Origin of the sequence: Aeromonas sp. 6P, from assembly GCF_051919525.1 — a bacterium.
Classification (GTDB): domain Bacteria; phylum Pseudomonadota; class Gammaproteobacteria; order Enterobacterales; family Aeromonadaceae; genus Aeromonas; species Aeromonas veronii.
This window is the reverse complement of record NZ_JBQBEO010000002.1, coordinates 3,288,351-3,310,198: the sequence shown is the minus strand read 5'-3', so window position 1 is coordinate 3,310,198 and position 21,848 is coordinate 3,288,351. Positions and strand designations below refer to the sequence as shown.

At 59.8% G+C, this 21,848-nt stretch carries 14 protein-coding genes, 3 tRNA genes and 1 pseudogene; 3 read left to right on the top strand and 15 right to left on the bottom strand.

The features are described 5' to 3' along the window. The first annotated feature begins 283 nt into the window (after window positions 1-283). Window positions 284-3,533 (top strand): annotated as a pseudogene (locus ACTG2J_RS15235) (ATP-binding protein). Here the strand turns inward: ACTG2J_RS15235 and ACTG2J_RS15230 are convergent. From ACTG2J_RS15230 to astB, 5 genes are all read right to left on the bottom strand, one after another. Continuing rightward, complete coding sequence (locus ACTG2J_RS15230; protein ID WP_005353834.1) at window positions 3,507-3,797, bottom strand: hypothetical protein; 291 nt, start codon at window positions 3,795-3,797, stop codon at window positions 3,507-3,509. The pseudogene ACTG2J_RS15235 and the gene ACTG2J_RS15230 sit on opposite strands and share 27 nt — an antisense overlap. A 142-nt stretch (window positions 3,798-3,939) precedes the next feature. Beyond that, window positions 3,940-4,024: transfer RNA gene (locus ACTG2J_RS15225), tRNA-Tyr, on the bottom strand. A gap of 44 nt (window positions 4,025-4,068) precedes the next feature. Beyond that, a tRNA-Tyr gene (locus ACTG2J_RS15220) sits at window positions 4,069-4,153 on the bottom strand. A 38-nt stretch (window positions 4,154-4,191) separates the two neighbouring features. Then, window positions 4,192-4,276: transfer RNA gene (locus ACTG2J_RS15215), tRNA-Tyr, on the bottom strand. A 241-nt stretch (window positions 4,277-4,517) separates the two neighbouring features. Next, entirely contained in the window at window positions 4,518-5,855 is a 1,338-nt protein-coding gene (astB, locus tag ACTG2J_RS15210; protein WP_100653219.1) for an N-succinylarginine dihydrolase, read from the bottom strand. A gap of 355 nt (window positions 5,856-6,210) precedes the next feature. Here astB and topA point away from each other — a divergent pair, with 355 nt between their 5' ends. Together topA and ACTG2J_RS15200 are read left to right on the top strand one after the other, a co-directional pair. Beyond that, window positions 6,211-8,832, top strand: coding sequence for a type I DNA topoisomerase (gene topA / locus ACTG2J_RS15205; RefSeq protein WP_005362158.1), 2,622 nt, complete (start codon window positions 6,211-6,213; stop codon window positions 8,830-8,832). Between the two features lie 108 nt (window positions 8,833-8,940). Then, window positions 8,941-9,105: a hypothetical protein gene (locus ACTG2J_RS15200; protein ID WP_005334891.1), complete on the top strand. Its 165-nt coding sequence runs from the start codon at window positions 8,941-8,943 to the stop codon at window positions 9,103-9,105. 16 nt (window positions 9,106-9,121) lie between these two features. Here the strand turns inward: ACTG2J_RS15200 and ACTG2J_RS15195 are convergent, their stop codons facing one another. The 10 genes from ACTG2J_RS15195 to ACTG2J_RS15150 all read right to left on the bottom strand — a co-directional run bounded on the left by ACTG2J_RS15195 (window position 9,122) and on the right by ACTG2J_RS15150 (window position 21,615). Beyond that, window positions 9,122-9,478 (bottom strand): MGMT family protein, encoded by a 357-nt coding sequence (locus ACTG2J_RS15195; protein ID WP_113740425.1) that lies wholly within the window; start codon window positions 9,476-9,478, stop codon window positions 9,122-9,124. Window positions 9,479-9,544: 66 nt separating this feature from the next. Then, entirely contained in the window at window positions 9,545-11,098 is a 1,554-nt protein-coding gene (locus ACTG2J_RS15190) for a methyl-accepting chemotaxis protein (protein WP_113740426.1), read from the bottom strand. A gap of 212 nt (window positions 11,099-11,310) precedes the next feature. Next, a complete protein-coding gene (locus ACTG2J_RS15185; RefSeq protein ID WP_439997641.1) occupies window positions 11,311-13,176 on the bottom strand; it encodes a beta-N-acetylhexosaminidase in 1,866 nt (621 codons plus the stop codon). Further along, on the bottom strand, window positions 13,161-14,033 hold the full coding sequence (locus ACTG2J_RS15180) for a BadF/BadG/BcrA/BcrD ATPase family protein (RefSeq protein ID WP_040069082.1): 873 nt from the start codon (window positions 14,031-14,033) through the stop codon (window positions 13,161-13,163). The genes ACTG2J_RS15185 and ACTG2J_RS15180 overlap by 16 nt, the downstream gene beginning before the upstream one ends. Continuing rightward, window positions 14,026-15,771: a glycoside hydrolase family 9 protein gene (locus tag ACTG2J_RS15175; RefSeq protein WP_439997919.1), complete on the bottom strand. Its 1,746-nt coding sequence runs from the start codon at window positions 15,769-15,771 to the stop codon at window positions 14,026-14,028. Before ACTG2J_RS15175 ends, ACTG2J_RS15180 begins: the two co-directional genes overlap by 8 nt. A 114-nt stretch (window positions 15,772-15,885) precedes the next feature. Beyond that, window positions 15,886-16,878, bottom strand: a complete 993-nt coding sequence (locus ACTG2J_RS15170; RefSeq protein ID WP_005353824.1) for an ABC transporter ATP-binding protein — start codon at window positions 16,876-16,878, stop codon at window positions 15,886-15,888. A gap of 11 nt (window positions 16,879-16,889) precedes the next feature. Further along, complete coding sequence (locus ACTG2J_RS15165) at window positions 16,890-17,909, bottom strand: ABC transporter ATP-binding protein (RefSeq protein WP_042054504.1); 1,020 nt, start codon at window positions 17,907-17,909, stop codon at window positions 16,890-16,892. Next, window positions 17,906-18,826: an ABC transporter permease gene (locus tag ACTG2J_RS15160; protein WP_118853482.1), complete on the bottom strand. Its 921-nt coding sequence runs from the start codon at window positions 18,824-18,826 to the stop codon at window positions 17,906-17,908. The genes ACTG2J_RS15165 and ACTG2J_RS15160 overlap by 4 nt, the downstream gene beginning before the upstream one ends. A 1-nt stretch (window position 18,827) precedes the next feature. Next, window positions 18,828-19,811 (bottom strand): ABC transporter permease, encoded by a 984-nt coding sequence (locus ACTG2J_RS15155; protein ID WP_005353818.1) that lies wholly within the window; start codon window positions 19,809-19,811, stop codon window positions 18,828-18,830. A gap of 118 nt (window positions 19,812-19,929) precedes the next feature. After that, a complete protein-coding gene (locus ACTG2J_RS15150) occupies window positions 19,930-21,615 on the bottom strand; it encodes an ABC transporter substrate-binding protein (RefSeq protein WP_005353816.1) in 1,686 nt (561 codons plus the stop codon). Window positions 21,616-21,848: the final 233 nt, after the last annotated feature.

Below are 21,848 nucleotides of genomic sequence, written 5' to 3'. Positions count from 1 at the left end.
AGGCTACCAAAGCTAACATTTCTATACTACCGTGCGCACCCCATTTTTTCAGGTGCATATATCTTTTTATAAATATATGTGAATCGTTATGTCTATATATTGTTCGCTTATGTCATTAATCAAACGATTCATAATTATTGTCGCTGTTTTTTCCTTGACGCCTTCCGTATTTTCGGCGGAGGTACATTCTGTACCAACGATTGAAGTGGGCATATTGGCTGGCGGATGGGGACCATTCCAGCAGTGGGACGGCAAGGTCGCCGCTGGCTTCAGTGTTGAATTGATGGAGGAAATAGCCAAAAAGCTTGACTACCGGATTGCCTGGCAGGTCTACCCTGACTGGAAAACCATGTATGCCGATGCCTGCCGTGGCAAGCTGGATATCCTGCTCGATGCATTTAATTCTGAGGTGCGTCAGTGTGTCACCTATAGCCTGCCTTACTACACTTCGCCGACCGTGGTGGTGGTTCGTCAGGACAGCCCCCTGTTTCGGGATGTGAGCCGGTTGCAGTCCGCCAGCATTGCTATCGAAAAAGGCTTTCTGACCGAGAAGCTGGTCAAGCTGCACTATCCCAATGTCACACCGCGACTCTTTGTCGATACGCACCGTGCATTGCTGGCGGTTGAGCAAGGTCGGGCAGATGCCTACATCGGCAACCTTCATGTGGCCAATCTGTTTATCGAGCGTCACCCGGCGTTGGCGGTGGTTGCCCAGTCTCCCTTGTTGATGGAAACCCTGCATCTTGGCGTCGCCAGCCAGAAACACACTCTTGCTATCCGGCTTGATACTGCCATTCAGTCGCTAACGGTCGAGGCGCGCAGTGAACTGGAGAAACGCTGGTTGGGGGAGAGCCTGGAGCCCAACTTTATGGGGCACAGTCATTTTTTACTGCGTCCTGATGAGCGTGGCTGGCTCTCGATGCTGCCACCGCTCAAGCTGGGGTTGATCCCCGGCTGGGTGCCCTTCTCCCATCTCGATGAGGAGGGCAACTCGGTCGGCTTGATAGCGGATTATCTGAAGGTGTTGCAAGAGAAGTTAGGGTTGGCTTACAGCCGAATATCGGTAAAGGATTGGCCTGACCTGCAACAGCAACTGCTGCATCACGAAGTCGACCTGGCGGTATTACCCGCTCGCATTATCGAGCGGCTGGTGGGTTGGCATGCCAGCGAACCCTTCGCATCATTCCCGATGGTGCTGGTGACGGCGCGCGGTAGTATTCCGATCGGGGATCTCTCCGATCTGGCCGGTAAAAAGCTGTTGCTGACCGACAGCATGCTGATCCCCCAGCTGAGGACACTGGTGCCTGACCTTAAACTGATCACGACCAAGAGCGCTAGCGAGGGGCTCACCCGTGTTGCCGCAGGTGAGGGAGATGCCTATATCGGTAATTTGGTGGTGGTCTCCCGTCTTATCACCGAGCAGTTTGATGACCGACTTCATATTGCCGCGCCCACCCCCTTCAAGGATGAACTGGCTGTGGCAGTACGTGAGCCTTACGTCCCCTTGCTGCCCTTGACCAACCGCGTGCTTGCCAGCATGAGCGACAAGGAGAAGCGCCAGATACGCAACAGCTGGCTGGCGCTCAATTACAGCGAAGGTATCCCCAGAGCGAAACTGGTGCGTACCCTGCTGCCCGCCGGGGTGGCGATCACGCTCTTTATTCTGGTGTTGTCGGTGGCTTACTGGCGGCTGCGTCAGGAGATAGTCCGTCGTCATCAGGTTGAGGCTGCATTGGCCAGAGCCAAGGCCAAAGCGGAGTCTGCCGCCACCCAGAAAGGGGAGTTTCTGGCCACCATGAGCCACGAGATTCGCACGCCCATGAATGGCATTGTCGGTATGGCGGAACAGCTCACTTTTACCGAGCTGACCCAGGATCAGCGCCAGATGGTCGAGGTTATCAACCGCGGTGCCCAGGGGTTGCATGCGCTGATCGACAACGTGCTCGACTTCGCCAAGCTGGAGGCGGGCAAGATGCAACTCGAAGAGGCCCCTTTTCTCATCCGTGAATTGATCGACAGCGTGCTGACCATGACGGTGAGCGAAGTACATCGCAAGGGATTGCGCGTCTACTCTTTGGGCGGATGCCGGTGTGGCGGCTCGGGTTAGTGGTGATGCGCTGCGTCTGCGCCAGATCCTCTTCAACTTTGTCAGCAATGCCATCAAATTTACCGAGCGGGGCTTTATCGAGATCTCGGTGCAACTGCTGTCGCAGGGGGAGGGGCAACAGCAATTGTGCTTCGGTGTGCGCGACAGCGGCATCGGTATGAGCCCAGAGGCGCTTGGCCGGATCTTCAATGCCTTTGAACAGGCAGAGAGCTCCACCACCCGCAGTTATGGTGGTACCGGCTTGGGCCTGAGTATCTGCCAGACCCTGGCCACCTTGATGGGTGGCGAGATCCGGCTGGAGAGTGCCCCTGGGCTGGGCACTTTCATCAGCCTGACGGTCACGTTGCCAGTGCTTGCACAGCGAGAGCCGGATCTCCGTCTCAATGGCGTGCAAGCCCATATCGATCTCCATGACGAGAAGCTGTGCCACACCCTGCTGTTGCATCTTGATGCCTTGGGGGTAACACGAACGTTGGAGTCTGGTGATGCTCATTTGCGTTTCACAGACCATGAGTTGGCGGGCAACGGGCTTATCCGGGTGCTGCCGCTGGCAACCCCTCTCGGTTATCGTTGTGATGAGGAGGGTTACATCCTCAACAGCAATCCCATGACCCGGCATGCGGTGCGGGAAGTTTGCTATCGCCAGCTTGGCTTGAGCGATGGGACGGCAACGAAAGCGATGCGAAAGAGCGCACCCATGCAGCCCTGCCGGGTATTGCTGGTGGAGGATAATCCCCTCAACCAGTCGCTGGTGATACGCCAGCTCAGGCAACTTGGGATGAACAGCGATGTGGCAGAGCATGGCCAGCAGGCTCTCGAGATGGTCGCGCAGCATCCCTATGAGCTGGTGCTCTGTGACTGTCAGATGCCGGTGATGGATGGTTACGAGTTTACCCGCAGAATACGGGCTGCAGAGAAAGGCGAGCGGCAGCTGATCATCGCCATGACGGCCAATGTGTTGCCAGAGCAGGCTCAGCGCTGTTTTGCCGCGGGCATGGACGATCTGTTGGGCAAACCGGTGCTGCTGGATGCTCTGCATCAGATGTTGCAGAAGTGGCAGATCTTACCCGCGCCAACCTTGATTGATATTGCAGCTATGGAGGCATTTTTTGGTCATGGTGACAAGTTGCAGCAGATGTTTCCACTATTTCGCCAGGAGCTTGAACAGTCGATGGTGCAGGAGCCACTTGATGACAATGCATTGGCCAATTGGGTGCATCGTCAGGCGGGGACCATCAGCATGATGATGGCGCCGGAATTGGCTGAACAGGCATGGCGATTGGAAGAAAAAATCCGTCAGTTTGGATCGCCAGCTTGTACCGATGAGCTGACACGCTTTCGTGCCCAATTACAGCAAATCATCGATGAATTGACGTTATTGAGCGAAAGAGAGGGGCATTCAGTTATCGAGGGAGAGCTGGAGTAAGGGGAACTGTTCGCTCATAAAATTGCGGGGGCTGTGGCCATTACCTGCGCTGGCCAGCCATTCCCAATCCAGTTTTGGCGAGCCCGCTTTGAAGCGTTGATAGGCAACGCCCTGATGAATGGTCAGAAAGAGGGTCGTGGGGAGTCCCAGCTTGTTGCTGTAGCGCACCATCAGATCACCCTGATAGTCGTTGCTGATTCTGACTTTGAGCGCCTGCAGTGTCAGACCGGTGGCGTGACCATGCTCGTCCCAGACTTCAAACATGATGTGAACACTCTGATGTCGATGATGCCACGATGAGCAAGATGGGATGCAATTGCAACTGTCAGATCTGACAAGGTCGGAAAAGTGTGATGAGAATGGCAGAAAGCGAAAACCCGGCGCGAGACCGGGTTTTCTTGAATGATGGTGGAGGGAGAAGGATTCGAACCTTCGAAGGCAGAGCCGTCAGATTTACAGTCTGATCCCTTTGGCCGCTCGGGAACCCCTCCACAGGGGCAAAGCAAATTGTATTCAGCCATTGCAATCAGGGAAATGGTGGAGGGAGAAGGATTCGAACCTTCGAAGGCAGAGCCGTCAGATTTACAGTCTGATCCCTTTGGCCGCTCGGGAACCCCTCCACGTGGTATATCCTGATTGTCACTACTTTGCACTTGAATGGTGGAGGGAGAAGGATTCGAACCTTCGAAGGCAGAGCCGTCAGATTTACAGTCTGATCCCTTTGGCCGCTCGGGAACCCCTCCCCAAGTGCGAGGCGCATACTATCAGATCCAGAGGCTTTGTGAACCCCTTGATGAGGCATCTGGCAGTAAAAAATGACTGTTCGTCGATTTTTTGATACATCCAGCTCAAAATTCAAGCTTATCAGCAAGTTGTGCGCTGCTTTTCTGCACAAAACAGCATCCGTGCAAGTTGGCGATCGTGGTGAATACAAGAGAGATAGCAGAAGACCGCCAGCGTCGGCGGTCTTCCCGGGCATCACATCTAGCGCTGGAACGGGTAGATCGAACCCAGTTTCAGGATCTGGGTCAGTTCGTCCAGTGCGCTGCGGGACTCCTGCACCAGTGCCGGATCCCGCAGGTCATCGAGGGTCAGGCGGTCGCGGTAGTGGCGATCGACCCAGCCATCGAGGCGGGCAAACTGGCTGTCGTTGATGAGGCAGGCCGGATTGACCGCGGCGAGTTCCTGATCGTTCATGGCAACCCGCAGTCGCAGGCAGGCCGGGCCGCCACCATTACGCATGCTCTGTTTCACATCCATATAGTGGACCGCTTTGATCGGAGTCTCCTGCGTCAGCAGCTTGCCAAGATAGGCCGACACCGCCGGATTATCGCGGCACTCGGTGGGGGCGATAATGGCCATCTCGCCGCTCGGCAGGGTGAGGATCTGGGTGTTGAACAGGTAGGATTTTACCGCATCCAGCACGGATACCTCGGCGGTCGGCACTTCGATAAAGTGCAAATTCCCCTCGCCAAACTTGCCGCGGATCTCGGTCAGTACCGCTTCGGTGTTGAGGAACGCTTGCTGGTGGAAGAAGAGCACGTTCTGGTTGCCCACCGCGATCACGTCGTTATGGAATACCCCCTGATCGATCACCTCCGGGTTTTGCTGAATAAACACCACGCTCTCCTCGCCAAGGCCATGCAGGCGGGCGATGGCCTGGCTTGCTTCCAGAGTCTGGCGGGCCGGGTAGCGCTTCGGCGCCGGGCGGGAGTAGTCAAAGGCGCTGCGGCCATAGACAAACAGCTCGACCCCCGCCTCGCCATAGGCACGGCAGAGGCGGGTGTGGTTGGCCGCCCCCTCGTCGCCGAAGTGGTCATTCTCCGGCAGATGGAGGTGGTGGCTGAAGTGGCGATCATTATTGAACACGGCGCGCAGGATACGGCCCGTGACGTCGGGCTCCAGGGAGCGGTGAAACTTGTTGGTCAGGTTGGCGGGGGTGAAGTGAATGCGGCCATCCTGGGTATCGGCACTGGGGGAGACGGTGGCGGCGTTGGCAGTCCACATGCTGGAAGCCGAATAGCAGGCAGCCAGTACGGCGGGAGCCTGCTTGGCTGCCTGTTCCAGCACCCGGGCATCGTTGCCGGTGAAGCCTAGGCGGCGCAGGGTAGCGAGATCGGGACGCTCTTGCGGCGCCAGCACCCCCTGGGTCATGCCAAGCTCGGTCAGCGCCTTCATCTTGCGCAGCCCCTGTTTGGCGGCCTCTTTCGGATTGGAAGCCTCCTGGGCATTGCTCTGGGAGGCAACATTGCCGTAGGAGAGGCCGGCATAGTTATGAGTCGGGCCGACCAGACCGTCGAAATTGACCTCGAAGTGCTTCATTGAGTACATCCTTTCGATTTTTATGATGGGTAGCGGTTCCTTCCGCGCACAATGCGTCGGGGTTGGGCCATTATAAAGAGATTTTATGTTTTTGTAACAAGCCGGTAACCAGCAGACGTTTTTATGTCGTTTCAGATATAAAAAGAGGGGCGGTATGGCAGAAAATTGAAAAAGCGGTTGCGTCCGGCCTGCTGCCTTCGCATTAATAAATAAAGAAGCAATAAAAGAAGCCGTGTGGTTCGGGCTGGTCAGGCAAATTTGCTCACAAGATTGCTTTTTCGCGCCAAATCTCTTATACAGCCCCACAAAACCGCACACCAACCCCGTCGGGTGCAATGAGGATAATAGTTACAGCATGGGCAAATCACTGGTCATAGTGGAGTCTCCGGCCAAGGCCAAGACGATCAACAAATATCTGGGCAAGGACTACGTGGTGAAATCCAGCGTTGGTCATGTTCGCGATCTGCCCACCAGCGGCAGCGCCAGCACTGAGCCCAAGAAACCTGTCATTCGCGGCATCAAGTTGAGCGAATCCGAGAAGGCTGCCAAGGATCGCAAGGCCCTGTTTGCCCGGATGGGTATCAATCCGACCGCTGGCTGGCAGGCTAACTACCAGATTTTGCCCGGCAAGGAGAAGGTGGTCAGCGAGTTGCAAAGTCTGGCCGAGAAAGCCGACACCATCTATCTCGCAACCGACTTGGATAGAGAAGGAGAGGCGATCGCCTGGCACCTGCGCGAGATCATCGGTGGCGACGACAGCCGCTACAAGCGCGTGGTGTTCAACGAGATCACCAAGAGCGCCATCAAGGAGGCGTTTGCCCAGCCGTCCGAACTCAATATTGACCGCGTCAATGCCCAGCAGGCCCGTCGTTTCCTCGACCGCGTGGTGGGTTACATGGTTTCCCCGCTGCTGTGGAAAAAGCTGGCCCGCGGTCTCTCCGCCGGTCGGGTGCAATCCGTTGCGGTGCGTCTCATCGTCGATAAAGAGCGCGAAATCAAGGCGTTCGTACCGGTCGAGTTCTGGGATCTCAATGCCGACCTGCTGACCGCCGATAAGAGCGATCTGCGGATGGAAGTGGTCAGCCGCAACGGGGCCGACTTCAAGCCGGTGACCCAGGCCGAGACCTTTGCCGCCGTGGCGGCCCTGGAAGGGGTCGACTACAAGGTGGTGAACCGGGAAGACAAGCCGACCGGCTCCAAGCCGTCCGCGCCGTTTATCACCTCTACCCTGCAGCAGGCGGCCTCTACCCGGCTGAGCTTCGGGGTCAAGAAGACCATGATGATGGCCCAGCGTCTCTATGAAGCGGGTTACATCACCTATATGCGTACCGACTCCACCAACCTCAGCAAAGAGGCGGTTGAGGCGGTGCGTGAATATATCGGCGAGCAGTATGGCGCGGCCTATCTGCCAGCCGAGCCGAATCTGTATGGCGCCAAGGCCAATGCTCAGGAAGCGCACGAAGCGATCCGTCCCTCCAACGTACAGGTGACTGCCGAGATGCTGGAAGGGATGGAGCCGGATGCCATGCGTCTGTACGACCTCATCTGGCGTCAGTTCGTTGCCTGCCAGATGACCCCGGCTCAGTACGACTCCTCCACCCTGACTGTCAAGGCGGGTGAGTTCGAGCTCAAGGCCCGTGGCCGTACCCTGCGCTTCGCCGGTTGGACCAAGGCTCTGCCGCCGATGGGTCGCAAGGGTGAAGATAGTCAGCTGCCGGCGGTGACCGTTGGCGAGGTGCTGAAACTGGTCAAGCTGGATCCGCGCCAGCACTTCACCAAGCCGCCTGCCCGTTTCACTGAAGCTGCGCTGGTGCGCGAGCTGGAAAAACGCGGCATCGGCCGTCCGTCAACCTACGCCTCCATCATCTCCACCATCGTTGATCGCGGATATGTGCGGGTCGAGAGCCGCCGTTTCTTCGCCGAGAAGATGGGCGAGATTGTCACCGATCGTCTGGTGGAGAACTTCGTCGAGCTGATGAACTACGAGTTCACCGCCAAGATGGAAGACAAGCTCGATGGCATCGCCGAAGGGAGCCTGGAGTGGAAGAAGGTGCTGGACGCCTTCTACGCCGAGTTTACCCAGGAGCTGGAGAAGGCTGACAAGGCGCCCGAAGAGGGCGGCATGCGTGCCAACCAGATGGTGATGACCGACATCGACTGCCCGGATTGCGGCCGCAAGATGGGTATTCGTACCGCCACCACCGGCGTGTTCCTCGGCTGCTCCGGCTATGCCTTGCCGCCGAAAGAGCGCTGCAAGAAGACCATCAACCTGGTCTCTGCCGACGAGTTTGTCTCCGCCACTGACGGCGAAGAGGCGGAAACCGAAGCGCTGCGCGCCAAGCACCGCTGCGGTGTCTGTGGTACAGCGATGGATGCCTACATTATCGATGACAGCCGCAAGCTGCACGTCTGTGGTCGCAACCCGGATTGCGATGGCTACGAGATCGAGAAGGGCCAGTTCAAGCTCAAGGGCTACGAAGGGCCGAGCATCGAGTGCGACCGTTGCGGAGCCGAGATGCAGCTCAAGAACGGCCGTTTCGGCAAGTACATGGGCTGCACCAACGAGACCTGCAAGAACACCCGCAAGATCCTGAAAAACGGCGACATCGCGCCGCCGAAGGAGGATCCGGTGCCGCTGCCGGAGCTCAAGTGCACCCAGTCCGATGCTCACTTTGTGCTGCGTGACGGGGCTGCCGGTCTGTTCCTGGCTGCCAGCAACTTCCCCAAATCCCGCGAGACCCGCGCGCCGCTGGTGGAAGAGCTCAAGCGCTTCAAGGATCGCATCTCTGCCAAGCACAAGTATCTGGCCGGTGCCCCGCTCACCGATCCGGACGGCAACCCCGCCATCGTGCGCTTCAGTCGCAAGACCAAGGAGCAGTACGTGATGAGCGAGGTCAACGGCAAGGCGACCGGTTGGACCGCTCACTACGACAACGGTACCTGGCAAGAGAGTTTGCCAAAGGCTAAAAAAGCCTGATGAAAAGAGGCCCCGACAAGGGGCCTCTTTGCTTATGGATAGCGGTATACTGAGACAGCTGCAAGGAGTGCAGCTGTCGTCAATCGCGAAGTAGACAAGGAGGTTGAGATGGAGATTAACGAGATCCGGCCGGGCATGAGCTGCATGACTCGGGAAGGGGCGGCCTATGTGCTGGAGGTTGACCGGCAGAGTCTGCTGGTGCTGCTTCAGCGCGCGGACGAGACCATACCGGTGCAGGTGCGCAGCGACGAGATCCTGGCGCCGCTGGAGTGATCCGGCTGTGATCCCCTCAAAACGGCAGTAGAAAAAGCAGCTCGGCCAGATCGGGCTGCCATTGCCACTCCTTCATTCTGACCCGCCCACCGATCACTGGCACCCCCTCTTGTTGCAATCGTCCCATCTGCTCGGCAAAGCCTGGCGATCCTTTCGGTAACGAGATGGTGCCCGCCGCGCCCAGCACCCGATGCCACGGCAGTACCTTGTCGGTTTCCCGCAGCACCTTGCCTACCAGTCTTGCCCGTCCGGGCAGCCCCGCCAGATCGGCCACCTGACCATAGCTGACCACCCGGCCTGCCGGGATCAAGGCGATGATCGCTTCGATACGGGCAGCTTTGTTCAATGGGGATGGACTTGATTCAATGCTCATAGACCCGATTCGTCAAAAACAACAGAAGCGCCATTGTGGCGCTTCTGTCATGAGGCTGGCAATGATTCAGCCGAAGGTCTGGCTAAGCCCCTTCAGTTGCTTGGCCCGTTCCAGCAGAGCCTGACTGGAGTGATCGACATCCAGCATCTTCTGACTGTTGGCGTGGGAGTACTCGGAGATCTGGTGGATGCTGCGGCTGATCTCCTCCACGACCGCTTGTTGCTGCTCTGCAGCGGTGGCGATCTGGGTGGAGTGTTCGGTGACCAGCTCTATCTCTGCCAGCACGGTATGGAGGCTGCTGGCGCCCTGGCGGGTCATCTCGGCACATGCGCGGGTCTGTTGCAGGTTCTCCTGCATCATCCCCTTCCAACGCCCCAGCGTGTGCTGGATCTGCTTGATGCTGCCCTGGATCTGCTCGGTCGCCTTGTGGGTGCGGGTCGATAGAGTACGCACCTCGTCTGCGACCACCGCAAAACCACGGCCCTGCTCCCCGGCGCGAGCGGCTTCGATGGCAGCGTTGAGGGCCAGCAGGTTAGTCTGCTCGGCGATGCCCTGGATCTCGCCCATGACACTGCCAATCCGTTCGGATTCACTGGCGAGCTCTACCGCCGAGTTGAACGCCAGCTCTGCCTGTTTGGCGAGCTGTTCGATCTGTTGCTCGGTCTGGTTCAACTGCTGGTTGGTTTGTTCACAACGATTGCGAGCTTCGTTGACCTGACCGTTGGAGTCTTGAATGTTGCGGGCGATCTCGTGAGCTGTGTTGGCCATTTGAGTCATAGCCGTAGCCATCTGCTGGGTCTGGGCATCTTGCTCGTTGATATCGAGACAGGCCTGATGAGAGGCCTGCTTCAGATTGATGGCCAAGGTTTGCAGAGGTGCCGTGGCATCGTTGATCCGCCCCAACACGGTTCGGATGCGAGCCTGCAGCATCTTGATATGAAAATCGGCAATGGCGCCGGGGTTGTCACCGGAGTAGACCAGCCGGGTCAGACTGTCATATTCGCGGCCCAGCTGCTGTAGATAGTGGGGCAGGGCAAAAAGCTCGCGCCAGTAGGCTCCGCCAAGAAGCAACAGGGGCAGCAGCATCAGCAGGACGGTCATGGCCCCTTGGCTGGCGAAGGTCCAGCCCATCATGCCGAGCAGCAGCAGGGTAATGGCCGGGGTGCGCACTCTGACAAGAGAGGGTAGGTTGCTGCTGTTGCCACGCTCGGCCTTGAGCAGAGCTTGGTAGGTCTGAGCAGCGATGCGCTTGAATTGGGGCTCGGGCTTGCAGCGTACCGACTGGTAGCCGCTGATCCTGTTGCCTTCATAGATGGGGGTCACATAGGCATCTACCCAGTAGTAACGACCATCCTTGCAGCGATTCTTGACGATGCCGCGCCAGGGTTTGCCCTCCTTGAGGCGGGCCCAGAGATCGGCGAAGGCGGCCTTGGGCATGTCGGGGTGGCGTACCAGATTGTGGTTGTGACCGACCAGCTCGTCGGCGCTATAGCCGGCGATGGTGCAAAAAGCCGGATTGGCATAAGTGATCACCCCGCGCAGGTCAGTGGTGGAGACCAGTTGTACGTCGGCAGGAAACTCCACTTCGCTATCCAGGGTATGGACATCTCTGCGGGCCATAGGAATACGCTCCGATGTTCTTGTTGATAATGTTGTCGTTGTTATTGTGGCAGATCTGGAGGTGGCCGCAGGCTCGCGCCAGCAGGAGGCAGACCAGCTTCATTGGGGGCTGGATTTTGCCAATAATGGCGGATGAATGGTAGGGGGAAGTTGATGTTTTGTTGGCTAATCGTAAAAAAGGCGGCCGATTGGCCGCCAAAGTAGAGACAACATTACCTCTGTGGCATCCGGTAGCGCACCTGCAACTGATCGAGGATCTGCAGCTGACCCGGCAGGCGGGCGGCGAAGTGCTCCCAGCCCTTGTGGGCGGGATCGCTCCAGGCCACCTCGGCCGTGGCCAGCATGCGCGGGAACAACATGTAGTCGAGACGATCACGGCTGGTGATCAATTCTGACCACAAGGGGCTCAGCACCCCGAGGATGTTATCGTTGGCATGGAAATCGGCTGGGGCAGGATCGCAAGCATAAACCTGCTCCAGATTGAGGGTCCCCGCCCAGTAGAGGCCGGGTTCATGAATATCGGCGCTCCAGGCCAGATCCAGATAGAGGAACTGGGCGGGCGCCATCACCACCGGATAACCGGCTGCGGCAGCGTCCAGCCCCGCCTGAAAGCTGGTCCAGGCACAGATGGCCGCTTTGCGGCTCACTTTGTCGCCATGCAGTATTTCCTCCCAGCCAATCATCTGTTTGCCTCTGGCGGCCAGATAGCGCTGGCAGTGGCGCAGCAGATGGCCCTGCAGCTCGCGGCAGTCGGCGTAGCCCTGCTCGACCATCAGCTGCTGGCAGGCGGGGCTGTCGGTCCAGACCCCGGTCGGCACCTCGTCACCCCCCATGTGGATCTGCGGGCCGGGGAAGAGTTCGCACACCTCGTCCAGCACCGCCTCCAGGAAGCGGTAGGTGCCGGGCAGGGCGGGGTTGAGCACGTTGTCATCGAAATGCTGGACCGAGCGGTAGCGGGAGTGATCTGCCGTTTCGATCAGCAACTCGGGCAGCGCCTTGATGGCGGCGTGGCAGTGGCCCGGGATGTCGATCTCGGGAATGACGGTGATGCCGAGCTCACTGGCATAGCTCACCAGCTCCTTCACCTCGCTCTGGGTGTAGTAGCCGCCATAGGGTTCGGCACCGCCGCTGAGCTGGGGGTCGATCGCCAGATTATGGCCGCGCCAGGCACCCACGTCGGTCAGCTCCGGGAAGGTCTTTATCTCGAGTCGCCACCCCTCGTCATCGGTCAGATGCCAGTGGAAGCGGTTGAACTTGTAGAGGCTCATCAGCTTGAGCAGGCGCTTGATGGTGGCCGGAGTGTGGAAGTGGCGGGCGCAGTCGAGAAAAATGCCGCGAAAGCCAAAGCGCGGGGCATCCTCCAGCGTGACGCAGGGCAGGCTCTCCCCATGTTGCAGATACCACTGGGCCAGCGTGACCAGCCCGTGGCGCCAGCCCGTTTCGTCGGCGGCGGCAATCACCACCTCCTGCGGCGTGATGGTGAGTTGGTAGGCTTCGGGGGCCAGCTTGGCCTCGGTCAGCCGGATTTCAGCGTCGTGATCCTGCTCCAGCGCCAGCGACGTCAGCTCGTTGAAGTGGGCCAGCAATTTCGGCACATCACGGGGAGCGCTGACATGAGCCCGCTCGGCCAGCCGGAAGTTCCCCTCCAGCAGCACCAGATGGGCCGGTTGTGGCACTATACCGGGCAGGGGCTCGACATCCGGCAGATCTGGGCGGGTTACCGGCGGGTTCTCCAGTCCGAGATCCTGAGCGGCCAGCGTCACCGGCAGCAGCTGGGCACCTGTGGTCGCCTCCGGCAGGCTGAGAAAGAAGCCCTGCGGCATGTCGGAGAGCTTCTTGATGGGGGTCTGGCGGCAGCAAAAGCGCAGCTCGCAGCTGCCAGTTTTTGGGACAATCACCTTGTAGCTGCCGCTCTGGCGCTCCAGCTCGCCCCCTTGCAAGGAGTCGGGGTCGATATGGCGAGCCAGACAGAAGTGCAGCTTCCACTTGGTATCAGGCATGCGGGAGAGGGTGAAGGTGAACCAGACATCCTCGCCGTCACGCCGGGCTACCTGGGTGTGGATCAGGGGTGTAGACATGGAAAATCCTCTGATTGGGCAAACAGGATGGCGCCATCGAGCGCATCTGCCTGGGGGGGGATCAGGTTGAGCTGGCCGAGACGGGGAGCGAGGCGGGTGCCAATCCCCCCCAGCAGGGCGATCTGTCTGGCACCGAGCTGGGTCATTCCCTCCAGCAGGATCCGCAGTTGTTCGCAGGTTTCGTCCAGCAGCTGATTGGCGAGCTCGTCGCCATCGCTGGCGGCATCGAACACCCAGGGGGCAAAGTGGCCATAGTCCGCCGGAATGGCGCGGGCGGCCCAGCGAACCACCTCGGCCTGATCCCGCTTGAAGCGGTCCATCAGGCGGATGGCGAGGGTGCTGGGGGGCAGAATGCCGTCGTGGCAGAGCAGGGATTGCTGGATGGCGCGCAGCCCCAGCCAGGCGCCGCTGCCTATGTCTGAAATGGGGAAGCCGCGGCCGGAGCAGGTGCGGATCTGCCCCTCCTGATAGACCAGCCCCACCGAGCCGGTACCGGCGATCAGAATGGCCCCCTCACGGCCGCCAAAGGCGCCGAGGCAGGCACCGAAGGCATCGGAGGTGAGCCTGACGCTGGCGAAGGGGAAGGGCATCTCGAGCAGGGCGTGATAGCAGTCGGCCAGCTCGGCGGAGGCGAGCGCCAGTCCGACCCCCATCTGCTGTTCACTCTCGATAGCGATCCCGGCGGCAAGGCGGGCGCTGGCGATGGCAGCCAGTACATTGGCGTGGGCATGGGGGATGCCCAGCTCCAGATTGGATCCTGCCGCGCGCCCCTCTCCGAGCAGCTTGCCCGCCCGATCCCGAATGCGGGCGCGGGTGTGGGTGCCCCCGCCATCGACACCGACCCAGTATTCAATCATGTCGACCTCCATTTCCCTGCGCACTCAGCCAGGTGATGGCCAGGGCAAACCAGGCTGCGTGGGGGATCCACTGCTCGCCCCAGCGCCAGTTCTGATCTAGCCGATCCTTGTACTCCTCCGGAATAAAGGCCACCTCATTTTCGTCATCAAACCCGGCGGTGATGCCGTTGCTGATGCCCCCCTGCGCATTGGGATACCCGGCGGTATAGACGGGGTTGTTGATGCCGTGGCCGGCCAGCATGCAGGCGTTGAAGGGGTTTTTCCCGAGGATCCAGTCGAGTTGGCGCTGACCGTAAGTGATGAGCGGCTGGCTCTGGTGGGGGAAGTGGCGGGCGCCAGCAAAGGCCATGGCAGCCAGCGAGGCCAGGCGGGCATTCTCCCCTTGCCACCAGTAACCGGATTCGTTGGTGTGAGGCATAAAAAAGCTGACGCGCGGCGCTTCATCCACCCCTTTCACATATTGGCGGGCGAGGGAGAAGGGGTTGCCCGCGCGGGCACAGAGCGCCAGCTCGGCGGCCAGCGCCTGCGCCACCACGGTTTGTACCCTAGCCTTGTATTCCTGCTCCGGCTCTACACCCAGATATTCCAGCAGCGCCAGTACCGGCAGACCCGCCTCGGCGGCGTGGTAGTAGGGGCGCGAGCCATCCTCGTTGGCCGACCAGTAGTGACCCAGCTCAGGATGAGGGCGCTGGCGGGCGCAGAGCTTGCTGGCGCGGGCTCTCGCCTCATTCAGCCACTCGTTGCCGAAGGTGCGGGTCAGCTCTACCGCCGCGAGCAGGGCGCAGTAGTCGTCGATGATGTTCTCGGCCCCGTCATCCAGATAGGAGCGGTTGTGTTCACGCAGATGCAGGTAGCCGCGTTTTGCGGCCTCGGCGTAGCGGCTGGCATCGAAGTCGCCACTGACGCTCTCGCGGGCGGCGCGGGCCAGCGCGGCGATAGCCATGCCGCCCCCTTGGCGGAAACCCGCCTGCCAGTTGGCGGATTTGAGCCCCTGCTGGGTGGCATAGGCGCACAGCTCGCGCTGGGCGGGATCCTTGCTCCACTTGTCGAACAGGGTCATGTAGAAGAAGCCCGACTCATCCTGCATCCGGCAGAGGAAATCGGCACCGTGCAGCGCCTCGTCATTGAGCCGCTTGCAGAGGTTCACTCCGTCGATATCGCGGCGCGGGGCCAGCAGTTCCCTGCACTTGAGCAGAGCCCACACCACCATGGGGGTCTGCTGGGGGTTGAGGTAGTTGGCGTAGGAGAGGTGGCTCAGGTACTTGCTCATGTCGCCGCTGGCATCGAACCAGCCGCCGTGCACATCTCTGTGCTGGTCGGTGCCAAACAGGCGGGCGCTGCGGTCGGCCCGATCGAAGGTGCCGCTGGCGCGCTGCCCCTTGAAGTAGTGGATGACATCGGAGAGACAGCGGCTGGCCAGCAGATCCTGGCCGATGGCAAAACGGGTGGAGCGGACTATGCGTTGCTCTGTGGCGGCTGCGCCTATGGGGGCAATGATCGCCTCCAGCCGATAGTCGCCGGGCTCCTTGAAGGCGGAGAAGTCGGCACGCCAGTAAGCGCGGCCCTGCCAGCCGGGGACGCTGCCAGCCGGTTGCAGCGGGGTTTCAAACAGGATCTGGCCATCATCAAGGCGTTGCAGCCTGACATAGCCGCCGAGATCAGGGGCGGGGGAGGTTTGCAACAGGGCGACCTTGTGTCCGTCGCACTCGTAGCCCACCTGATTGATCAAGAGTTCCATCAAGGTATTACTCCTGTGGTTCACCGCCGGGCGGTGAGGCACATCACGGGGCTGTGGCCGCCCCGTATCGAGGCATGGCCGGACAGGGTTGTCCGGCCGGTCTAAGGCTCACCCTCACTCGTAGAGGTAGCAGCGCACGAAGTGGTTGTCGGCAAGCTTGGTGATGGGGGGCAGCGCCTCCTTGCAGCGGGGCATTGCCTGATTGCAGCGCCCGGCAAACGGGCAACCGCAGGACTCCGGCGTCCAGAGCGGGATCTCCCCCTTGCGGCCACCCTCCAACTCGGCGTGGATACTCTTCTCGGGGTCAGGCACCGCCGAGATGAGCAGCTGGGTGTAGGGGTGCTGCGGGTGGTGCAGGATCTCGTCCACCTCGCCCCACTCCACCATGTGCCCCACATACATGACCGCCAGATCTTCCGCCACATAGCGGGCGGTGGCGATGTCGTGGGTGATGTAGAGCATGGAGACGCCGAGCTCATTCTTCATCTGCTCCATCAGGTTGAGGATGCCGATGCGAATGGAGACGTCGAGCATGGAAGTCGGCTCGTCCGCCAGCACCACCTCCGCCTCCACCGCCAGATTGCGGGCGATGTTGACCCGCTGGCGCTGGCCGCCGGAGAGCTGGTGCGGATACTTGGCCGCCGTTGCCTTGGCGGGGGTCAGGCCGACCTTCTCCAGCAGGGCGTAGACCATGTCGGGCAGCTCTTTCTTGTCGATCACCTTGCTGTGCAGCAGCAGGGGGCGGGCGATGTGGTGATAGATGGTGTGGGTCGGGTTGAGCGAACCGAACGGATCTTGCCACACCATCTGCACGCTCTGGCGATAGTCCAGCAGGGCGGTGCCCTTGTTGAACTCCTCCAGATCGTGGCCGCGATAGAGAATGCGCCCGGCACTGAGCTTGTACATCTTGGCGATGATCTTGGCGATGGTGCTCTTGCCAGAGCCCGACTCCCCGACCACCGCCAGGGCGCGGCCCCGGTGCAGGTTGAAGGTGATGTCGGAGAGCGCCCGCATCTTGCCACTCTTGATGGCATTGGAGTTGATGGGGAAGTCCTTGTAGAGGTGCTGGACTTCGATGATGGGTGCATCGGTTTTGGCGATTTGCATGACAGACATCCTTAACAGCCAGCGGCCTTGTCCAGATAGATCACGGAATCTTGTTGCAGTCCCTGCTCCTCATAGAGGTGGCAGGCGGTCTGTTGCCCGGGGCGGATCTCGGCCAATCTGGTGTACTCCTGACGGCAGCGATCGTGCACCTTGCCGCAGCGGGCCTGAAAGCGGCAGCCGACCGGCACCTCCAGCAGGTTGAGCGGTGTGCCCGGGATCCCCTCCAGCACCTTCTTCGGCCCGTGCAGGGGCGGGAAGGAGTTGCCGAGCCCTCTGGTATAGGGGTGCAGCGGTGCGGTCAGGATCGCCTTGGAAGGAGCCACCTCCACCAGTTCACCGGCATACATGATGCCGATGCGATCGCAGAACTCCACCATCAGGGAGAGGTCGTGGGTGATGAACAGAATGGAGAAGTTGAACTTCTCTTTCAGGGCATAGACCTTCTGCAGGATCTCTCGCTGTACTACCACATCGAGCGCCGTGGTTGGCTCATCCATGATGAGCAGCTCGGGGTTGAGCGCCATGGCGATGGCAATCACTAGCCGCTGGCGCATGCCGCCGGAGAACTGGTGCGGGTAGTCCTTGAGCCGGCTCGGGTGGATATCGACGATGGTGAGCAGCTCCTGGGCGCGCTTGATCGCCTCGTAACGGGTCAGGCCGGGGTTGTGGGCCAGCAGCACGTCGCAGAACTGCTCCTCCATCCGCAGCACTGGGTTCAGGGCGTTCATGGCGGACTGGAACACCACCGACACCTGTTGCCAGCGATAGGAGCGCAGCCGCTCGTCGTTGTAGTGGAGGATGTTCTCCCCCTTGAACAGGATCTCGCCACCGCTGATGTAGGCAGGCGGCTTGTGCAGCCGGGCTACCGAGAAGGCGACGGTGGATTTGCCGCAACCCGACTCACCGGCGAGACCGAAGATCTCGCCCTGTCTGATATCGAAGCTCACCGAGTTGACGGCGCGCACGTCGCCATTTTCGGTGATGTAGTCGACGCAAAGATTGCGTACTGACAGCAGGGGATGCTTGTTCATGCTGTCTTCTCCTGTGCGGCAGAGAGTGGTGTTGCGACCGGGGTGGCAAGTTTCTTCCAGCGGCTCAACCCTTTGTGGGAGCGCAGCTGCGGGTTGGCAATCTCGTCGATGGCGAAGTTGAGCAGGGCCAGACCGGCACCCAGGGTGGCGATGGCGAAGCAGGGAGCCAGGATCTCCCACCAGGCGCCGACCAGAATGGCGCTGGAAGTCTGGGCGTTGTAGAGCATGATGCCCCAGCTCACCACGGTCGGGTCGCCAAGCCCCAGGAACTCCAGGGTCGCTTCGGTGACGATGGCGTAGATGATGGAGCCGATAAAGCTCACCCCGATGATGGAGATGAGGTTGGGCAGGATCTCCACCAGAATGATGCGCCAGGCCGGCTCGCCCAGCACTTCGGCGGCGATGACGAACTCCTTCTCGCGCAGGGCCAGGGTCTGGGCACGGATGACCCGCGCGCCATAGGCCCACGAGGTCAACCCTATTATCACGGCAATCACCGCCGGTGACGCCTCCCCGATAAAGCTCGCCAGCACCAGTAGCAAGGGGAGGTTGGGGATCACCAGCACCACGTTCATCAGGAAGGTGAGGCACTCATCCACCAGACCGCCGAAGTAACCGGCGGTGATGCCGATGGCGACGGCCAGGGTGCAGACCAGCAGGCCTGCGCTGAAGCCCACCATCAGTGAGATACGGGCGCCGTTGGTGAACTGGGCCCAGATATCGTGGCCCATGCGGGTGGAACCCATCACGAACTCGGCACTGGGCGGCTGGTGCGGGCGAGCCACCCGTTTGGTCGGCTCGTTGCTGGCCAGAATGGGGGCAAAGAGGGCCATCAGTACGAAGGCAACCACGATGGCGAGGCCACAGGCAGCCTTCTTGTTGCCCAGCAGGATTTTGAGAATGGTCGGCATACGCATCTTATTTGCCTCCTGTACGCAGACGGGGATCCAGGAAGACGTAGAGCACGTCGGCCAGGAAGTTGAAGCTGAGCATGGTGATGGTCATGATGAGCAGCTGCCCCTGAATGAGCGGGTAGTCGCGGGCCAGAATGCCCTGATAGAGGGTCAGGCCCAGGCCGGGATAGTTGAAGATCACCTCGGTGATGAGAGAGCCACCGATAACGAAGCCGAGCGCCATGGAGAGGGCGGTGACGCTGGGCAGAATGGCGTTGCGAGCGCCATAGTTGAAGATCACCCGGTTGCTGGAGAGCCCCTTGGCCTTGGCCATGGTGATGTAATCCTCGCCCAGCAGGTTGATCATGTTGTTGCGCATGGTGATGAGGAAGCCCCCCACCTGCACCACGGCCAGGGTCAGCACCGGCATGATGGCGTGAGTCATGATGCTCTTGATGTGCTCCCAGCCCCAGTCAGCCTTGATCTCCGGGCTGTAGGCGTAGCCGATGGGCAGCCACTCGAGGCTGACCCCGAACAGGAACAGGGCGAGCAGAGAGACCACCACCGGCGGAATGGCCTGCATCACCAGGGTGAGCGGGGAGAGAATGCTGTCCATCCGGCCGCCGCGATACCAGGCGGCGAAGATGCCGACGATGGAACCGATGGAGAAGCTCAGGATGGTGGAGGTGCCGACCAGAAACAGGGTCCAGCCGATGGCACGGCCCAGCACGTCAGAGACCTGCTGTGGGTAGAAGCGCACCGAGGTGCCGAGATCCCAGGTGAAGACACTCTTCACATAGGTGAGAAACTGGGTGCCGATGGGGCCGTCGACAAAGCCGAAGGTGGCTTTGAGGGCTTCCAGGGCGGCGGGTTCCATCATGGCGCCAGCGCGGGCAAACATCACGGAGACAGGATCCCCTGGCATGGCACGGGGTAACAGGAAGTTGATGGTGGCGGCTACCAGAAAGGCAACCAGATAGAAGGAAAAGCGTCTCAGTATGAATCCCATGATAGTACCTTTTACTGCAAGTCTGCCCCGCGTCGGGTATAGCTACCCCAACCCCGGCGGTGCCGGGCAAGAAGGGGATTAACGGGGAAGATGGCCCCCCGCAGGGGGCCGGGATTGTTTAGCTGTTTGGCTTGAGGGACAACACGTGCAGCAGACGCTCAGGGGTGTCCGGGTGGAGCTGAGGTTTGGCTACCGGGTTATCAGCACTGAACCAGCCGTTGAAGCGCTTGGTGCTGTACTCATACCAGGTCGGGTTGTTGAAGACCGGAATGATGGTCTGGTTGGCACCAACACGATCCTGGATGGCGAACATGATCTCCTTCTGCTTGGCCGCATCGGCGGTCTGGGTGAAGTCATCGATCAGCTTGTCGAGCTCGGGGTCCTTGTAACGGGGCGCGGCGAAGCGGTTGCCACGGTCACCCATGTTGCGGGAGTGGAACGCGGTCTCGAAGTACTTGTGCGGGTTGGCACCGGCAAAGTAACCCTGCAGGGCGACATCGAAGTCACCGGTGATCAGGTTCTCGGTCCAGACGGTTGCTTCTGGGGTGGCGGTCTTGGCGTTCAGGCCCAGTGCCTGCAGCCCTTCTACACCGATCTGTACTGTGTTGACCCAGTCGGTCCAGCCGTTCGGTACCAGTACCTTGAACTCGATCTTTTTGCAGCTCGGGGTGTCGAGGAACTTGTCGCCGTCACAATCCTTGTAGCCTGCCTCTTTCAGCAGGGCCTTGGCCCCTTCCAAGTCGAACTTGTTGTACTTGCCGTACTTCTTGTCCACTTCCGGGTTGTTCCAGGAGTCAAAGGCTTTGCCCAGACCTGACGGGTACTCGTTGACGGTAGGGTAGCCGTAGCCTGCGATATCCACCATGGACTGGCGGTCCATCGCCATGGAGAAGGCGCGGCGGAAGTTGATATCGTTGAAGGCTTCGTTATTGCCCGGGTTCTTGGTCTGGAAGTTGACGTTGAACGCCACGGTACCGGAGGCCGGGAACCAGTATTTGTTGTTCTTCGGATCGTTGCCGACGTAGAGGCGCTCGATATCCGGCACGAAGGAGCCGAACCAGTCGATGTCACCCTTCATGACAGCCGCCAGCACCTGGTCGTTGGTGGCCATCTGCGGCATGCGGATACAGTCGATGGCGAGGTTGGCGTTATCCCAGTAGTGCGGGTTGCGGCACTGGGTATAGAGCTGGGCGGAGAAGTTGTCCACTTCGGTGAAGGGGCCAGTACCAACCGGCTTGTCGTTGGTGAAGGCAACCGGATCTTTCACCGATTTCCACTGATGCTCCGGCACGATAGGTACCAGCACCAGATCGTTCACCACGTTAGTGTTGACCTCGGTCAGGTCGAATTTGACCTTATTGGGGGCGAGCTTCTCGACGCTCTTGATCTGGGTCCAGATTGAGCGCTCATCCAGCGCCTTGTTGGCCTTGACCAGATTGAAGGAGAAGATGATGTCATCGGCATCAAAGGCTTCGCCGTCAGACCATTTCACGCCGTCACGCAGATCGAAGGTGACGGATTTCAGGTCATCGCTGAACGCATAGTTGGTGGCCAGACGATAGACGGGTTTGCCCCCTTGCATATCGTTGAAGATCACCAGTGGTTCATAGATGAAGTGACGGGTGGTGTGCAGCAAGCCCGCTTGCAGGAAGGGGTTGAAGTTCTTGACCCAGGCGGTTTCCTGCTGTGCGACCATGGTCAGCACGGTTTTGTTTTCTGCGGCCATGGCGTTACCGGCGGCACCGGCAAGCATCATGGTTCCCAGCATTACAGCGGTAGAGATTTTGGATACTTTGGCAAGCATATGTTTTCCTTTCTTATTTTTTGGCATTCCCGAGGGTTCGCCTTGTTTTGTGTGAGCACCGGTTTCGCATGCTGATGAAATCGGCCCTCTGTGTTGGTCAGGTGTCTAACCTTTGTCGTTCTGTTTTCCAACGCCCTAAGCAAACCAGAATTAACAGGAAAACAACAACTATTGATTTCGTTGTTTTCGTAAAAATTGACGGTGTTACGTCAATCTCGTCAAAATGCTTTTTT

What these genes read in the sequence shown, in the direction of transcription:
- ACTG2J_RS15175 (WP_439997919.1), bottom strand. Translation starts at nt 15,771, where the DNA reads ATGGAACTCTTGATCAATCAGGTGGGCTACGAGTGCGACGGACACAAG.
- ACTG2J_RS15195 (WP_113740425.1), bottom strand. Translation starts at nt 9,478, where the DNA reads ATGAGCATTGAATCAAGTCCATCCCCATTGAACAAAGCTGCCCGTATC.
- ACTG2J_RS15155 (WP_005353818.1), bottom strand. Translation starts at nt 19,811, where the DNA reads ATGGGATTCATACTGAGACGCTTTTCCTTCTATCTGGTTGCCTTTCTG.
- ACTG2J_RS15180 (WP_040069082.1), bottom strand. Translation starts at nt 14,033, where the DNA reads ATGATTGAATACTGGGTCGGTGTCGATGGCGGGGGCACCCACACCCGC.
- astB (WP_100653219.1), bottom strand. Translation starts at nt 5,855, where the DNA reads ATGAAGCACTTCGAGGTCAATTTCGACGGTCTGGTCGGCCCGACTCAT.
- ACTG2J_RS15185 (WP_439997641.1), bottom strand. Translation starts at nt 13,176, where the DNA reads ATGTCTACACCCCTGATCCACACCCAGGTAGCCCGGCGTGACGGCGAG.
- ACTG2J_RS15150 (WP_005353816.1), bottom strand. Translation starts at nt 21,615, where the DNA reads ATGCTTGCCAAAGTATCCAAAATCTCTACCGCTGTAATGCTGGGAACC.
- ACTG2J_RS15200 (WP_005334891.1), top strand. Translation starts at nt 8,941, where the DNA reads ATGGAGATTAACGAGATCCGGCCGGGCATGAGCTGCATGACTCGGGAA.
- ACTG2J_RS15190 (WP_113740426.1), bottom strand. Translation starts at nt 11,098, where the DNA reads ATGGCCCGCAGAGATGTCCATACCCTGGATAGCGAAGTGGAGTTTCCT.
- topA (WP_005362158.1), top strand. Translation starts at nt 6,211, where the DNA reads ATGGGCAAATCACTGGTCATAGTGGAGTCTCCGGCCAAGGCCAAGACG.
- ACTG2J_RS15170 (WP_005353824.1), bottom strand. Translation starts at nt 16,878, where the DNA reads ATGCAAATCGCCAAAACCGATGCACCCATCATCGAAGTCCAGCACCTC.
- ACTG2J_RS15165 (WP_042054504.1), bottom strand. Translation starts at nt 17,909, where the DNA reads ATGAACAAGCATCCCCTGCTGTCAGTACGCAATCTTTGCGTCGACTAC.
- ACTG2J_RS15160 (WP_118853482.1), bottom strand. Translation starts at nt 18,826, where the DNA reads ATGCGTATGCCGACCATTCTCAAAATCCTGCTGGGCAACAAGAAGGCT.
- ACTG2J_RS15230 (WP_005353834.1), bottom strand. Translation starts at nt 3,797, where the DNA reads ATGTTTGAAGTCTGGGACGAGCATGGTCACGCCACCGGTCTGACACTG.